Annotated in this window: 14 protein-coding genes and 1 riboswitch; of the genes, 6 read left to right on the forward strand and 8 right to left on the reverse strand. The window is 63.0% G+C overall.

All coding sequences use genetic code 11. The annotated features are described in order from the left end of the window. Window positions 1–20: 20 nt before the first annotated feature. The gene (locus AC1DWT_RS05525) at window positions 21–965 is read left to right on the forward strand and encodes a DUF5996 family protein (RefSeq protein ID WP_072947375.1); all 945 of its coding nucleotides are present in this window, start codon (window positions 21–23) and stop codon (window positions 963–965) included. A 40-nt stretch (window positions 966–1,005) separates the two neighbouring features. Here AC1DWT_RS05525 and AC1DWT_RS05530 read toward each other — a convergent pair whose 3' ends face one another. The 3 genes from AC1DWT_RS05530 to AC1DWT_RS05540 all read right to left on the reverse strand — a co-directional run bounded on the left by AC1DWT_RS05530 (window position 1,006) and on the right by AC1DWT_RS05540 (window position 2,512). Continuing rightward, on the reverse strand, window positions 1,006–1,806 hold the full coding sequence (locus tag AC1DWT_RS05530) for a CbtA family protein (protein ID WP_477919988.1): 801 nt from the start codon (window positions 1,804–1,806) through the stop codon (window positions 1,006–1,008). Continuing rightward, a complete protein-coding gene (locus AC1DWT_RS05535) occupies window positions 1,797–1,991 on the reverse strand; it encodes a CbtB domain-containing protein (RefSeq protein ID WP_005244930.1) in 195 nt (64 codons plus the stop codon). The genes AC1DWT_RS05530 and AC1DWT_RS05535 overlap by 10 nt, the downstream gene beginning before the upstream one ends. 23 nt (window positions 1,992–2,014) lie before the next feature. Further along, a riboswitch (cobalamin riboswitch) is annotated at window positions 2,015–2,147 on the reverse strand. A 50-nt stretch (window positions 2,148–2,197) separates the two neighbouring features. Further along, complete coding sequence (locus tag AC1DWT_RS05540; protein WP_378683326.1) at window positions 2,198–2,512, reverse strand: antibiotic biosynthesis monooxygenase family protein; 315 nt, start codon at window positions 2,510–2,512, stop codon at window positions 2,198–2,200. A gap of 32 nt (window positions 2,513–2,544) precedes the next feature. Between AC1DWT_RS05540 and AC1DWT_RS05545 the strand changes: the two genes are divergently transcribed. The 5 genes from AC1DWT_RS05545 to AC1DWT_RS05565 all read left to right on the forward strand — a co-directional run bounded on the left by AC1DWT_RS05545 (window position 2,545) and on the right by AC1DWT_RS05565 (window position 7,450). Further along, window positions 2,545–3,300, forward strand: a complete 756-nt coding sequence (locus AC1DWT_RS05545) for an alpha/beta fold hydrolase (protein ID WP_072947377.1) — start codon at window positions 2,545–2,547, stop codon at window positions 3,298–3,300. 62 nt (window positions 3,301–3,362) lie between these two features. Beyond that, the gene (locus AC1DWT_RS05550) at window positions 3,363–3,821 is read left to right on the forward strand and encodes a helix-turn-helix domain-containing protein (protein WP_072947378.1); all 459 of its coding nucleotides are present in this window, start codon (window positions 3,363–3,365) and stop codon (window positions 3,819–3,821) included. Between the two features lie 19 nt (window positions 3,822–3,840). Beyond that, a complete protein-coding gene (locus AC1DWT_RS05555) occupies window positions 3,841–5,031 on the forward strand; it encodes a PIN domain-containing protein (RefSeq protein WP_095863006.1) in 1,191 nt (396 codons plus the stop codon). Window positions 5,032–5,178: 147 nt separating this feature from the next. Next, window positions 5,179–6,198, forward strand: a complete 1,020-nt coding sequence (locus AC1DWT_RS05560; protein ID WP_072947380.1) for a methyltransferase — start codon at window positions 5,179–5,181, stop codon at window positions 6,196–6,198. 58 nt (window positions 6,199–6,256) lie between these two features. Next, the gene (locus AC1DWT_RS05565; protein ID WP_387489968.1) at window positions 6,257–7,450 is read left to right on the forward strand and encodes an ATP-grasp domain-containing protein; all 1,194 of its coding nucleotides are present in this window, start codon (window positions 6,257–6,259) and stop codon (window positions 7,448–7,450) included. Window positions 7,451–7,475: 25 nt separating this feature from the next. On the opposite strand, the gene AC1DWT_RS05570 is transcribed toward AC1DWT_RS05565, so the two are convergent. The 5 genes from AC1DWT_RS05570 to AC1DWT_RS05590 form a co-directional block, all read right to left on the reverse strand. Further along, window positions 7,476–8,735, reverse strand: a complete 1,260-nt coding sequence (locus tag AC1DWT_RS05570; RefSeq protein ID WP_477919992.1) for an ATP-grasp domain-containing protein — start codon at window positions 8,733–8,735, stop codon at window positions 7,476–7,478. A 125-nt stretch (window positions 8,736–8,860) separates the two neighbouring features. Continuing rightward, the gene (locus AC1DWT_RS05575) at window positions 8,861–9,715 is read right to left on the reverse strand and encodes an aminotransferase class IV (RefSeq protein ID WP_095863008.1); all 855 of its coding nucleotides are present in this window, start codon (window positions 9,713–9,715) and stop codon (window positions 8,861–8,863) included. Then, window positions 9,716–10,642: a hypothetical protein gene (locus AC1DWT_RS05580; RefSeq protein WP_072947384.1), complete on the reverse strand. Its 927-nt coding sequence runs from the start codon at window positions 10,640–10,642 to the stop codon at window positions 9,716–9,718. Further along, entirely contained in the window at window positions 10,608–14,051 is a 3,444-nt protein-coding gene (locus tag AC1DWT_RS05585) for an ATP-binding cassette domain-containing protein (protein ID WP_072947385.1), read from the reverse strand. The genes AC1DWT_RS05580 and AC1DWT_RS05585 overlap by 35 nt, the downstream gene beginning before the upstream one ends. Continuing rightward, window positions 14,045–15,097: a cupin domain-containing protein gene (locus tag AC1DWT_RS05590; RefSeq protein ID WP_095863010.1), complete on the reverse strand. Its 1,053-nt coding sequence runs from the start codon at window positions 15,095–15,097 to the stop codon at window positions 14,045–14,047. Before AC1DWT_RS05590 ends, AC1DWT_RS05585 begins: the two co-directional genes overlap by 7 nt. Window positions 15,098–15,280 lie beyond the last annotated feature (183 nt).

Raw genomic sequence — 15,280 nt, forward strand, 5'->3', positions numbered from 1 at the left:
GTCGTCGGCAGGGAGGCACTGTGCGCGAGCAGACACGATCCGGAGATGCATGGCCGGCGTTGAAGGTGGACGAGTGGACGTCGACGAGGGACACCCTGCACATGTGGACGCAGATCGTCGGGAAGATCCGCCTGGCCCACGCACCGCTGATCAACCACTGGTGGCAGGTGCCGCTGTACGTGAGCCCCCGCGGTCTCACCACGTCGACCGTCCCGTACGGCACCGAGTGTTTCGACATCGAATTCGACTTCGTCGACCATCGGCTGGTGATCCGCACGAGCGCGGGCGGAACCGGAACGGTTGCGCTCGAACCGAAGTCGGTGGCCGATTTCTATGCGGAGACGATGGACACGCTGGCCGAACTGGGCGTGACGACGACCATCCTGGCCAGGCCCAACGAGGTGGAGACGGCTGTTCCGTTCGCCGAGGACACGCAGCACTGCTCGTACGACGGTGAGTCGGTGCACCGGTTCTGGCGGCAGCTCGTGCAGGCGGATCGTGTGCTGCACGAGTTCCGTGCCCACTTCATCGGGAAGGTCAGTCCCGTGCACTTCTTCTGGGGTGCGCTCGACCTGGCCTGTACCCGGTTCTCCGGTCGAAGCGCGCCCACTCATCCTGGGGGAGCGCCGAACTGCGGCGACTGGGTGATGGTCGAGGGCTACTCACACGAGCTGAGCAGCTGTGGATTCTGGCCCGGCGGTGGCGTCGAGGGCGCGTTCTACGCGTACGCCTATCCGGAACCGGACGGCTTCGCCGACTACCCGGTCGGGCCGGACGGCGCGTTCTACAGCGCGGAGTTCCGGCAGTTCCTGCTGCCGTACGAGACCGTCCGCACCGCGGACGACCCCGATGCGGCTCTGCTGAAGTTCCTGCACAGCACGTACGATGCGGCCGCCGATCGGGGTGGCTGGGACCGGGCCGCCCTGGAGACGGACCCGGCCCGTTGGGACACCCATCCCATGTGAGTGGCACGGTGTGCTCCAGCACACCGTGCCACTCACATGGTCAGGCAGAGGCGTTCGCCGACGCGGGCGCCGTGGCCCGGGTGGCACGCTCCGTGAGGAACGCGAACACGAGTCCGAGAACCAGCCACAGCGTGGCCTGCGTCGCGAGGGACGACAGCCGGAACTGCCACAGCAGCACGGCGGGGAAGTCGTCACCCACTTCGTTGATCGTGGGCAGCACGAGGTATCCGATGGTCGCCACCACGAGGAACGCGACAACCGGCGCCGCGATCCGCACCGACAGGAACTCCTGCGCGGCGACGGCCTTCGCCGCGAAGACGGACGCCACCACGGCGAGCAGGCCCAGCGCGACTGCGGCAAGCCACAGCCAGGTGCGCTGGTTGATCGTCTCGGGGTCTCCGACGGCGGGCGGGTTGGCGGGGTACTTGAAGAACGGCACCGCCTCGATTGCCAGCCAGCCGAAGGCTGCCAGGCTCAGGCCGAGCAATGGTCCCGACAGCGTCGTCACCCGACGTGCGTAATTCGCGACGACGGCGAAGATCGCTCCGAGAGCCAGTCCGGCGAGGGACGTGGCGAGGAACAGTCCGAAGCGCTGCCCGTCGCGGCTGACCAGTGCGTCTTCCTCGTCGTGCGAGTGCCCGGCAGGCTCGTCCGCCTGGGTGGCGGCGTCGTGTGAGTGGCCTTCGGGTTCGGCGGCGCTGTGCGATTCCTCGATCGCGATGGCCGCGTCGATGTGCGACTCACCGAGAACGAACGCGACGCCACCGGCCAGGATGCCTGCGATCAGGCCGGCCAGCAGACCGCGGATGAGGAGTTTCGTGAAGGAATCGGTCAGTGGCATGGCAGACCCAGGAGGTGGCGGCCGTCGTGCATCAATTCATGCATGTACATGCCACTGCGCGAGATCGCGCCCTGGTCGAATCCCACGAGGTAGAGAGCGAGCATCGCGAACAGAACGATCGCGAAAGAGATGACGGCGAGGCGGGTCGTGTCGACCGACGAGCCGGGTGCGTAGGCGAGTGCCATAGTTCCTCCTGGGATTTCGCGTCCCCTAGGTCCAGGCGATGGCCGCAGTATCTGGCTGTCGAGGTGGTTCCCGTGAAGGACTACTCCGATTTACAGTGGCGCGACCGCTCCGGGATTGCACCGGATTCCTGCCGAACCATCGCATTGTCCTGCGAACTTTTGCACCCGGCGGGCCGTCGTGTCAATCCTCGGCCCGCCCCTGCCGCTCAGCTCTTGTTCGCCGCCGCGACGTCGAGTACGACCTCGAACTCCAGCAGCGACGCCCCGGACGCCACCGGCTTCTTCTGCTCACCCGCATGTGCTTCACGGGCCGGACCGTCGCGCCACGCCGCGAATGCCTCTTCGCTCTCCCACTGCGTGACGACGAAGTAGCGGTTCTCGCCCTGCACCGGGCGCAGGAGCTGGAAGCCGAGGAAGCCGGGAGAGTTCTCCACGGCGTGCGCGCGCGCCGCGAAGCGCTTCTCGAGTTCGGGCCCCGCACCCTCGGGGATTTCGATTGCGTTGATCTTCACCACTGCCATGCGGGCGAGATTACTCCGCTAGCGTCGGAGTGGTGGCGGGTGAGAGTGCGTTGCACGACGAGGGTGGGACGGGACAGCCGATTCTGCTGCTGCACGGACTGATGGGCAGTGCCCGGACGTGGGGACGGCACGTGCCGTGGCTGCGCGAGCACGGCCACGTCTTCACGTTTGACGCCGCAGGCCACGGCAGGCCCGCGCCGTCGCGGTTGACGACGGAAGCATTCGTAGCAGATCTGTCCGCGGCTCTCGCGGCCTTCACCGAGCCGTGGGTGGTGATCGGCCATTCGATGGGCGCCCTGCACGCCTGGTGCCTGGCGGCCGAGCACCCGGACAAGGTGTCGGCGCTCGTCCTCGAAGACATGGCCCCCGACTTCCGTGGCCGCACCGCCGACGACTGGGCGGCGATGATCTCGAACTGGCCGCAGCCGTTCGCGACCCGGGAGGATCTGTTCGAGTTCTTCGGTCCGGTTGCCGGACAGTACTTCCTGGAGTCGTTCGAGAAGCGCGCCGACGGCTGGTACCTGCACGGCGACGTCGACACGTTCCGCGACATCTCGGCGGAGTGGGGCGACCGGCACTTCTGGGACCAGTGGGCGTCGATCACCGTTCCGGCCCTGCTGATCGAGGGGGAGTTCACCATCACCCCGGACGGTCAGATGCGGACCATGGCGGAGCGGCATCCCGGCGCCGAGTACGTCCGCATCGCGCAGGCCGGGCACCTCGTCCACGACGACCAGCCGGAGCAGTACCGGAAAGTGGTCGAGGAATTCCTCGACGAACTCGGCTGAGAGCCACCTCGTCCGCTGCTCAGGACATTGTGTGTTCGTTTTTTTCGTTTTATGGTTGAGGTATGGCCGCCCTGATGAACCACACGGTGTTGCCGCCGGGCGCCGACGATCGGGACCTTCTCACCGCGTTGAAGTTTGTTCTCGCTGGTCAGGGCGATGTGACGATCTCGACCCCGGAGGGTTCGGCGCCGTTGCCGGACAGTGTCCGCGGGTTGCTCGTCGACGCGGTCACGGCTCTGGATCGGGGGCAGGCGGTGACGGTGGAGCCGCACCGGACGGTGCTGACGACGCAGGAGGCCGCCGAACTGCTGGGCATTACCCGGCCGACGTTGGTGCGGTTGCTGGAGGCCGGGAAGATTCCGTACTCGTCGCCGGGCCGGCATCGGCGGGTGGAGTTGGCGGATGTGCTGGCCTTCCGACAACACGAGCGTGCGCGACGCGGTCAGGTGTTCGAGGAGATGGCGCACGAGGAAACCCCGGACCCCGGCGACGCCGCTGACGGCTTCGTCTCGACCCGCTGATCGAGGGGCAGGGCAACCGGTGGCTGCCTTTCGGGTGGTTCTCGACGCGTGCGTCCTGCTTCCGCAGGCTCTGAACAACCTGCTGCTCACCCTGGCCGATGCCGAGTTGTTCCGGCCGGTGTGGACGCCGGATCTGCTCGACGAGGTGGAGCACAACCTGGCCGGGGAGAGGTTCGGTAAGTCGCCGGAACAGGCGGCGCGGCGGATCCAGCAGATGCGCAGAACGTTCCCGTTCGCGGAGGAGGAGTCACGCGGGTACCGCGAGTTGATTCCCGCGATGACCAACGATCCGAAGGACCGGCACGTCCTGGCCGCGGCGGTACGGTCCGGTGCGGCATTGATCGTGACCGCGAATCCGAAGGACTTCCCACCTGCGGCCCTCGACCCGTTCGACGTCGAGGCGATCCACCCCGACGAATTCCTCTGCGATCAGCTCGATCTGGACTCCGAAGCGGTGTTCGAGCGGATCCACGTGCTGGTCGCCCGGAATACGCTCCCGCCGCGCACGGTGGGGGAGCTGCTCGAGTTACTCGACCGGCTGACCCCACGGTTCGTCGACGCGGTCCGGGCATTGCTGGTCGACCGGGACGACGCCTCGGACCGCGGTGCGGTGCCGGCGGTGTCCGCCCTTCCGGAGCTGACCGACGAGCAGATCGACTCGTTGCCGCCCGAGGTGCGGCAGACGTACCGGCAGATTCGTGCGGTGGATCCGGCCGAACTGGTGCGGTTTCTCGGGCACACAGATCTGGTGAATGCGGCGTGGGCATTCCTGATGCCGGTGTGTGTGGACGGGGATCTGCTGTCGGTATGGCCGAACGTGGACCCCGACTTCCGGGCGGTACTCGCGCAGAAGTGGGTGCGTGACAACCACTATCAGATGACTGTTGACGGTTGGGACAGTGAAGCGGTTGAGGCGGCCCTTGCCGGGCCTGTGCCGGATCATCCGCTGTGGGTGCATTTCGAACGCGTGCATCTGCGGTCGTTCCGGGCGATGCTGCCGGATCCGGCGACGTGGGGAATCGGTTCAGCCACCAGGATGGTCGCCCCGGGGGTCGAGGCGCTCTACGTACTCGACGCCTCGGCGCTGGAGGGCGGCCTGTGGCAGCCGAACGATCCCCGGTACGTGTGCCCGGTCCTCATGCATCTCGTCGACGGGCGTTGGCTGGTGCGAAATCTGGGGTCGGAGTCGGACCCTGCGACTACCACCTGAACCTACGTCGGTGCGGGGCGGGGGTGAATGGTTGCCAGCCCCTGGGTATCTATCGCGCGACGCGGTGAAACCTCACGCTGGTTGAACGCCCGGGAGTCCGGGAGTTCCACGTATTGCTGTACTCCACGACCTATTCAAAGGCGCACAATGTACTTCGACTTCCGTGACAAGCCCGACCGTCTCTGTGTCAAAGAAATGGTTCACGGCTACAACATATCCAGCTGCTTGTTCGTAGCCGTCGAGCTGGAGCTCGCCGATCTGCTGGCGGCGGGCCCACTGGCGCTTGCCGACCTCGCCCAACGAAGCGGCACTGATCCCGATGCGCTGAATCGGATCCTCCGCCTGCTGATGAGCGCGGGGATTTTCTCCGTGGACGAGCAGGACAGATGCGCACTCACGCCGCGAGCCGAATTCTTGCGCAGGGATAATCCGGAATCGATCGCAAGCGAGGTGGAGCTCTTTGCCGGCGCAGAAACGTACCTGGCCTGGAGCGAGCTGCTCCAATGCGCTCGTACGGGGCAGACAGGATTCGGCCAGTTCTTCGGCAAATCCCTCTTCGAGTACCTGGCCGAGCACCCCGACTCCGCCCGGCGCTTCCATCTGGGCTGGCACGAGATCTCGATCCGCGCCGGTCTCGAGACCGCGGAGGCGATCGATTTCGCGGACAATCGGCACGTCGTCGATGTCGGCGGTGGCTACGGCATCGTGACCGCCCAGCTGTTGCGCAAATACGGTCATCTGCGGGGCACGATTTACGACCTGGAGTTCTCGCTGGCCAGGGCCGGTCACACCTTGCGGGAATATGGCGTCGATGAGCGGTGTGGCATTGTGCCCGGCGACGGTTTCACAGAGGTGCCTGGCGGGGGCGACGTCCATCTGCTCAAGAGCGTTCTCCACACGATGAACGACGACGACTCGGTACGTGTCCTCACCAATTGCGCGAACGCACTCGAGCCCGGCGGCAGGATCCTGGTGCTGGAGCGGGTGATCAGCGAGGACGGCGGATACGTCTGGGGAAATGTGGTGGACGTCGCCATGCTGGTCATGACGGGCGGCCGGGAGCGAACGATTCAGGACTACGCGCGCCTCTACGAGCGCGCAGGCCTCGGACTCACCGGCAGTACGCTCCTGCCCTGCGGCTTCAGCGTAATCGAGGGCCGGAAGTGAGACCGGCCGGACGAGCGCGACCTCCGGGAATCAGCGGACCTCGGGGAGCTGGGTCGGCATGGCTCACATCTTGATCGTCGGCGGACATGACGAGACTTTCCGAATGATCGAAGATCTACCGGTCGAGCTGTCTGTGTTTCAGAATTCCGAATCGGTCACCGCGCAGCAGGCCAGGCGCGCCCACCGGCTGTGCGTATTCGATTACCGCAACCATGCAGAGGCGCTCAGCATGGCGCGGGAGCTGCACGAGGTCAAACCCGTCGATGCCGTCGTGTCCTTCACCGAGCACGGCCTCATGCCGGCCGCCGTGATCAAAGAGGCATTGGGCATCAAGGGCAATGCGCGGGAAGCCGTCCGGTTGACCCGCGACAAGATCGCCATGCGCGAGCACCTGGCCGGTCGTGATCTCGGAGCTGTGCGGACCCGAAGCTGCCATTCGGCCTCCGAGGTACGGAGCTTTCTTCAGTCAGTGGGCGGCCCGATCATCGTCAAGCCGGCTGAAGGCGCCGGCAGCTCCGGTGTTCTTCGCGTCTCCAGCCTTGACCAGGTCGAATCCGCATTCGCCTGCTCTCGAGGCGAGTACCCCGGGCCGACCCTCGTCGAAGAGTTCATCGACGGCCCCGAATACAGCGTCGAATCCTTCACCATGGATGGCCGGCACGACATCATCGCAGTGACCGCAAAAACCACCACCGGCCCGCCACGGTATATCGAAACCGGTCATCTGATGCCGGCCGTGCTCGCGGTATCGGCCCTTGCCGAGCTCCGCGGTCTCGTCACCGATTTCCTCAGTTCGATCGGTCATTCCTTTGGGCCGGCCCATACCGAAGTGCGTATCGGTTCGGCCGGGCCCCGGATCATCGAGGGCAATACCCGTCCTGGAGGCGATTTCATTTGGGAGCTGGTGCACCGTGCGATGGGTCGCGATCTGGTCCGGGAGTCGATCTGTCATCTTGCCGGGCTGCCGCCGCAATCGCGAACACTCGGGCTTGGAGCAGGCTGCGTCGCATTCTTTGGTTACGAGAATGTGGTGATCGAACGCGTGCAGGGCATCGAGGCCGCGCGTCAGGCCGAGGGGATAATCCGGTTGCAGTGTTCTCTCGAACCAGGGCAACACCTCGGTCCGCTCCGGTCCTCTGCGGATCGTCAAGGTGTCATAGTCGCGGTCGGCACCGATCTCGTGGACGCCGAGCGCCGGTTGGCTGACGCGCAGGCTCGGATTCGGGTGGAGACGAGTCCGCTCCCGCACTGACCGGGCAGATTCATGTTCTGCCCGGTCAGCCAGGTGTGGGGCATTGCGTGGGCTGCTCGATCGGTACGACTTGCACGGTCGTCAGGATTTCGCGAATGAGTGAGGTCACTTCCGAGCTCGACCGGCCGGCGACGATGCCGCTGACGGGTAATTCGAAATCGAAATAGCTCACCGTCTCCGGAAGAGAAGCGCCCGCGTCCAGCTCCTTCCATCGAACAACGTCTGGGTGGGCTTGAAACCGTTCTCCACCCGATATCGCGAAGTACCGCGACGGAAGCAGGTGACCCGGGAACATGAAATCCCCGTAGACCGTGCTGCTCGCCGTACTTTCGAACCATCGTTTCAGTGGATTGATGTCGAGAGGTGACCAATCGAGGTTGCAGGCCAAACCGGCCGCGACCAAGTCGATGCCTGTGGCAAGCCGGAACGTCTCCTTGATATGTCCGCCGCCGGGGCGGGCGCCGACCTCCAGAAAAACCATTCCATCTGCGGCCTCGATCATTTCGAGATGAAATGGGCCATTGTCGATACCCACGGCCCGAAGGTACTCGACCGCTACCTTGCAACGCCCACCGTCGTCGTCGACTTGAATCGATCCCTGCGGAACTCCCTGGGCGAACTCGAGGCAAGTGCCCAGATATCTGCTGGCGACGATCGCCACCGGCGCACCGGCAAGCATCACGCCATCGAAGTGGAAGATCGGCCCCTCCACATATTCTTCGAGCTGGAAGCGTTCCGGATCCCAGTCCTCCAGACCTGTAGGGTGATTGAGAATCGCAGCGCCGGCGTCAGCGTAGGTGGCGAAAACGAAAACATCCTTGCTGGCGGTTCCATCGAGTGGTTTGAGCACCGTCTTCCCAGCCCAAGGAGCGACATCGGYGGACGCAGCGGTGAGCGCCTCGTCGCAGCGAACAAATCTGGGCACGCGAAGTCCGCATCCTGCGACCGCGGCTTTCATCRCTACCTTGTCGTTCACGATGTGGACCTGCTCCGGTGATGTCCCTTCTACTCCGAGGCTCCGTCTTATCTGCGCCGCCTCCATCATCTCGTATTGGGAGACGCTGATGACCCGGTCGAAGGCATCGTCGGTGGAGAACAGGGTGCGAACTTCCTCGGCCAGACCTGCTCGACCCGGGCGTTCAACCCTCGTGCAGGGAAGGTCGGGCGGCAGGGTCGCAAGTTGCGCGCTCGAGCCCACGTAGACGACATCGTGAATTCCATGATCGATGACACGATGGTATTCGATGAAGGAATACGGAACGCGATGGAGGATGAGCAGTTTCATTCGGAAGACCCCGCTGGATGGAATACCGTTCGGCAAATAGGACTTTCACCTTCCAGTACTATCCCGAGCCGACGGCCGTGAAGCAAGGAACCCTGGGGGGAAAGATCGCCCACCTTGTGTGGTCATCATCGGATCGCGGACCGGCCGTTGGTCAAGCGCCGATACTCGGTTGCAATCGCATCGACCACTGCGGACTTCGCATACCGGATCTCGTCGATGCCGGAAACCCCCATGATTTCGATCGCAGTGCCACACAGAAATGCGGCGTCGAACGATCCGATCTCGTCGTAGGCGATGTCGCGTTCCGTTACCGAGAGCTTCAGTCGCGGACACAACTCATCGATGACCACCCTTCGGGTAATCCCGTCGAGGGCCAATTCGGCAGTGGGCGTGAACAATGCGTCTCCCTTGACGAAGAACACATTCGAGCCGCTCGACTCGCACACAGCGTCGGCTGTCGAGAGGAAGAGCACATCATCGTAACCGTCGGCCCGCCCGCGGTGGCTCAAGTAGCTCAACGCGTAGGTAGACGACGTTTTCGCCTGATACGGGTGGCACGAGGCGGGTGCACGCCGCCACGTTGCCGTCGAGAGCCGATAGTGCTCCGCGGCCGAATACGAAGGAAAGGGCAGCGCAAACAGGACCACCTTGCTGGACGAGCCCTGCGCCTTGAAACTCACATCGGTGTCGTCATAGAAGACCAAGCACTTGATGTACGCATCGGTAAGGTCGTTGGCCCTCACCAATTCGCGGCAAGCATCGGCCAAGTCCGCATCCGAATAGTGCACGGTGTGCCCGAACAACTCGGCGGACCGCCGCAACCTCGCTATGTGGTCGTCACATTTGAAGATGCTGCCGCCGTACGTGCGGATACCGTCGAACACCGATGTGGCATACGACAACCCATGGGTGGCAGGTGACAGGCTCACCTCGTCGAATCGCACGCATCGTCCATCTGCCCAGGCTATTTCGCTGATCATCTAGTCTCCAAGTCGCGATCTCGCGTAGTCCCGCATCGCCTGCGTACGCCGCGTGTTGACCGGAATCAGCCAGTTGTCCAGGTCGACAATGTGAATTGCGCCTACCCGGACCTTCGCGTCGATGGCGCCTCGGCCGAGGCAGACGTCCGCGAAACCCAGCCGATCCGCGAAATGATACATTTGGTAGTAGTCGGCGATGTACAGATTCAATCCGCGCGGAATTCGGTCATGGTCCAGTCCCCGAACGAGTTTCGTAAACACGCCACGGTGGTCGTCGGCGTAGCTCAGTGATCCGGCCAACGGAGTATTCGAATACTTGTCGTAGTCCAGCTTCACGAAGTATTTCTCACCTTCGGACGAGCCTGCCAGCATACGCAGCACATCGTTCGTATAGAGGTTCTTGGCGTGTCCGTATTTGGCCACATTCAAGGCCTGAAGGCAGGCGAAATCGCGCAGGACCCGATTGTCTTCTGCCACGTCCGAGAGACGGTGTATCTCGGTTGTGCACGCCGCCTCGGCCTTCCTCGTGAGCCTGACGATCGATTTGTATTGGCTGGCTCCTACCGCGGTTCGCAGGGCGAGGTCCACACTTCGCGAAGACCGGAAGAATGCCGCCTTCATGAATGGAACTGCAATGACGTCGGCGCGCCGGCGGCGATCGGATCTGCGAAGGGAGGGGACCAGCAACCAGTCGGCGGTTGACGCCAGGCTCGACAACTCCGCCAGTGCCCGATCGTCGGGCTCGTCGCACACGGGCATGTAGAAGTATCCGGGTGCGACGTACGCTCGCTCGTGGTGCAGGGCGTCATCGCTGCTCACGCTGCCCTGGAGTACCGCGTTCCAGTGCGCGATGTTCCTCAGCGGAAGTTGTGGCCGTGGAACGTTGTGACTGTTACAGAACGCATCGCGTTGGGGCAGCCATTCCATGGTCGTCCTCCTTTCCATTCCAGTTCCGATCGGCTCTCGTGTGCGACTGGCCGGAATTCTCGAGGAGGCGTCGCTCGCCGTTGAAGTGGAAGACTCGGCTGGCAAGTTCGGTCAGCCCGGGATTGTGCGTGATGATGAAGAAGAGCGTGTCCGGCAAGGCAGAAATCACGGCCTGCAATATCGAGAGCTCTGCTGCTGTACTCAACTCGGATGTTGCTTCGTCGAGAATTGCGATCGCCGGGCGATTGATCAACAGGTCGAGGAGCGCCAGCCGCTGCAGTTCCGTCTTGCTCAGATTCAACTGACCGGTGGCGGGGACGGGCTCGTCGAATCCGGACGGTAGTCGCCCGACGACGTCTGCCACGTCGAGATAGTCGACGACGCGAGCCAATTCGAGCGGTAACGGGCTGTTGAAGTGTTCGATCAATCTGCCTGGCTTGAAGATCGGACTCGACGTCAGGAGGAGGATGTCTCCGGCGTGGGAATTCGAGACGTATCCCGTCGTCCGGCCCAATGTCGAGAGGACGCCTGTTGTCGGCTGCAGACTGCCCACAACCAGCTTCGCAAATGTCGACTTGCCGACCCCGCTCGGCCCCATGATGACCACGACGTCTCGGCTGGCAAAGGACTCGGAAAGCTCTTCCAGCAGCACCGCCCCGGTGTGCGGCGCGACGTACGCTACCTCCGAAAACGACACGAGCGCTGCGTCGTCAACTGCTGAGCCGGTCCAGCACGGCGCCGGGCGGGTCGGAGGCGTGAGGAGGCGATCCGCGCTGTCGAGAACCTGTCTGAGGTCCACCAGGCAACGGCCCACTCGGGCGAAAACGGCGATGAGGCTGTACGAGAGACTGAGCGCGAGAACACCGCTGAGGCCGGATCCGCCGCCGACCTGGACAAATACGGTGGAGCCGACGACGACCGACAGGAAGAGCACACCCATCAAGTCGAGCTTGTAATTGAACCAGCGGCGCGCGCCCGCATTGTCCATCGAAGCGAAGGCGCGATTCATCAAACTCTTGTTCAGCCAATTGACGAGGGCCGAGTTGTCGCGTGCCAAATCGAATCTCGCTGAGCTCCAGGTAATGGCCTCGACCCGCTCCAACACGGTCGACGTCGTACCGATCTCTCTATCGTTGAAGTCCTGCAGTCGCCTTCCCGATCGCTTCGAACTGTGCCAGTAGGCGAAGCACATCCCGACAAGGGGCAGCAGGACGAAGATGTTCTTGCTCAATACGAACGCGGCGGTCGTGAGCAGCAATGTAACCGCACCCAGCGTATTCAGAAGTACTTCTGGCAGAAGTTCGTCGATACGTCGTTGATCCCATGTCAGTTTGCTCTGATAGTCCTGATCGACCTCGTCGAAGGCCGACCTGGAGGGCTTTGGACTCATGACGGTCGAGAAGTAATTCCGACACTTTCGGGATGCCGCCATGATGCTGCGTTTGACGATGAACAGGGAGGTGAAAATCGACAGGAGTGCCCCGGCGGACAGTGCGGCGATGAGGATTGTCGCTGCTGTCCGCGCATTCGTGGTCGAAATTCCGCTGGCAGCTGTGTAGTCACCGACAATTGTCAGAACGTCGCGGCACGCAAACAGGACGCATGCGACAACCGCGACCTTCGCGACGCCCAGGCTCATCAGACTGCGGCGTGACGAGGTCGAGAATTCCGGTCGGTCCACGCCCTGGGGACGGCGAGCGACCGACCGATCCTCGTGAGCGAGAGCCCCTGTACGGTCTCGAACAGGATTCGCCGCACGTGGTGTGAGGTTTCGCATCACCTCCACGACCTCGCCTCCGGCCACTACCCATATCTCGTCTGCGGCATCTTTTTCATCGGGCTTGTCCGTTGCATAAATGACCGTGGTGTCGTGCCACGGCCCGCGTAGAAGGGCGGCCAGCAGCCCATTCGCCAGGTCGTCGTCCAGCCCTGCTGTGGGCTGATCCAGGTACACGAACTTCGGTTCGGCCAATAGTGCCCGTGCCAGTTCCAGTCGCTTCCCCTGCCCGCGGGACACGTTCCAGCCCTCGGTCCGGTCGCGTGACTTGCTCGAGAGGTAGTCGCCGTAGAAGGTTTCGGGAAGTCGGGACAGTGTCAAGGCTCGACGGGCCTCGTCGTCGGTGAATTCGCTTCGATAGAGACACAAATTCTCGTAGAGCCCGCCAGGGAATATCCACGGTTCATCCGGTACGAAGAACGTTTTGCTGTTCACCTGGCTGCTGTGACGTGCACCGATTTTCAGAACGGATGTCTTGCCACTGCCCGCGGCGCCGACGACGGCGATGTGCTTCGCCGTTGTTGCCGGTAGGCGCGTTGCGGTCGCATCGGTGTCCAGCGGGTGCGGACTGGATAGATACTTCGCAACGTTGGTGTGCCCGACAATGCCCTGGGACAGACTCTGAACAATGAAGGGAATATTGTTGGCGACGGATTTCAAGCCTCCGACCAGCGCCATTGTGGACAACAGGCCTGCTGGATCGACGTAACCAAGGTGGGCCAGCTGGGTGAACACCGCGGCAAGCATGGCAACGATCGGAGTGAGTGTCGATATGAGGTTGATCCGCGCGATGAGACGCGCCGCTTTCAGGAGCGCGCGCTCCTCGCCATCTCGCTTGTCGGCATAGCGCCGAAACAGTTCGTCGTTCCAGTTCTTGAGCCACGCGAGCAGGCGATTGTTCAGCGAGAACAGGCCGACTTCGATGCGATCTGCCGCCGTCGCCGACAGTGCAGCGTGCGCGGCATTCAATTGTTTGGCGTTCCAGTAGATCACCGCGGAACTGACGAGAATCACCGACAGTGCCGCCAGAGCGCTCAGTCCCAACGCCACGAAGAAGTACGCGGACGTGAAGGTGATGGTTGCGAGTGCCAGAATGATGAAAATGAGTCCGGACCACGCGTTTTCGACGCGTGCTGCCTCCCGGTCCAGCAGCGTGACCAGGTCGGCCGGTTGGTCGGAWGGGGCATTGCTGCGTTTCTTGCGCAGCAGCCTTTGTTCTATGTATGTCCGGGCTCCGATGCCTACCACGTCGGCTTGCATGAAGGTGTGATTCAAGGCAAGCCACGCCAAGTAGGTCAGCACGATGCAGGTGATACCGAGCGTGAGGTTCGTCGTGAGTGCTGAATCGCCGGTGACGAGGTGCTGGATCAGCGATTTCAGCGTGATCGCAGCACCGAAGGCGCATCCTGCATTAATCGCGATGGCCACGAGCCCGAGCATGATGTCACGACGAAGTCCGCCGAAGACGGATCTGCTCAGTCGCTCGCCTCGGGGCGCGTTCACGCTGTCCCGCTGCGCCGCGTCACACCACCGCTGCCATCTGGCAAGGTGTGAGGCGTTGGGCACCGGGTCGAGTCGAGTTCGGGGTGTGGGAACCTCGAACCAGACGATTTTCCTGAGGACGCTCAGCATGTGGAGTACGTGGGGACCGCCGTGTCGGCCAAGGCGATCGACGCGATTCTGTCGCACAATTGCGTGATCATCTTCCATCCCTCGGCAAGTGCTTCACGGAGTTCTCGAATCTCGGCCGGCGTTGCTCGATCGAGCAGATCGATCCCCATACTCACGTGCTCGCCGTCGTCTTCTCCGTGTTCTTGGAAGTGCGGAATTGCCGGAAACGCTCGCGCCGCTTCCCGGTGCCAGATTTCGCCACTACCTTCCAGCACCACATGCATCAGCAGAGTGCGCACCATGTCGCTCCGGTACAGCATTTGATGCCTGAACCACTCCATTGTCGATACGAACGTCTCATCGGTGACCGGCGCGTGCGCTGAACCCCGTTGGTTGCGCAGGTTGTCGTTATGGCCCAGTTCCTCGACCAGATGGTCGAGCGCCACCTGCTTGTGCGCCGTATCGGTAGTCATCGCGACACGCAGGTGCAGCAGGTCCTGAAACACGTCCGACCAGGTCTGCTGGCAGTCGAGCAGCCGTTCCCGAACGTGTGGGTTGTCGAACGAGGGGTCGTCGATCAGCCGCAGCAGGCTGCTGGTTCCGAATTGCTGCAGGTACTTCTCGTTGTCCGCCAGGAGCACAGCCGCCCGATTCGGTACCTCGCCTGCAAACACTGCGTTGGGCTGCTCGGCGTCCTCGTAGAGTGCCTTGCCGTCGAACTGGATCGAGAGCGCCCAGAAACCGTCCTGGGTTCCTTCGAAGCCGTGCCAGGTGTCGCCGGGGACGAGGATCATGTCTCCCGCACCGACCTCCTGCTCTGCACTGCCCATCGTTCGTCCGGAGCCCTCGCAGATCAGGATCAGGCTGGGCTCCGGGTGCTTGTGCACCGCCAGCACCTCACCGCACTCCAACCTGACCCAGCTGATCGCCAAATTGCTGGAAGCAGGAATGAATTGCGCCAACTGAGGGTGCTGGCTGAATATCTTGACGACACCCAGGTTGTGGACGCTCCCGCCGACAACGGCTTCGTTGATCGTCTCGAGTGCGCTTCTGGCGATTATGTGCATAGATTTCTTCCTTCTGTGGGATCGACCTGCCTCGAGTTCTGTATCGCTCCCAATCCTGGGCACGTGCCTGCGGGCGGAACAGGCACCCCAGGGTTGAAAACGTCACCCCCCCAGCGGAAAGGGTGCCGCAAAGTCTCCCTAGGGTGTCTATCCGCATTCGCCGCGCGTCGTCGAAGATTGCTG

It is taken from the genome of Rhodococcus sp. P4_B6 (assembly GCF_056402215.1).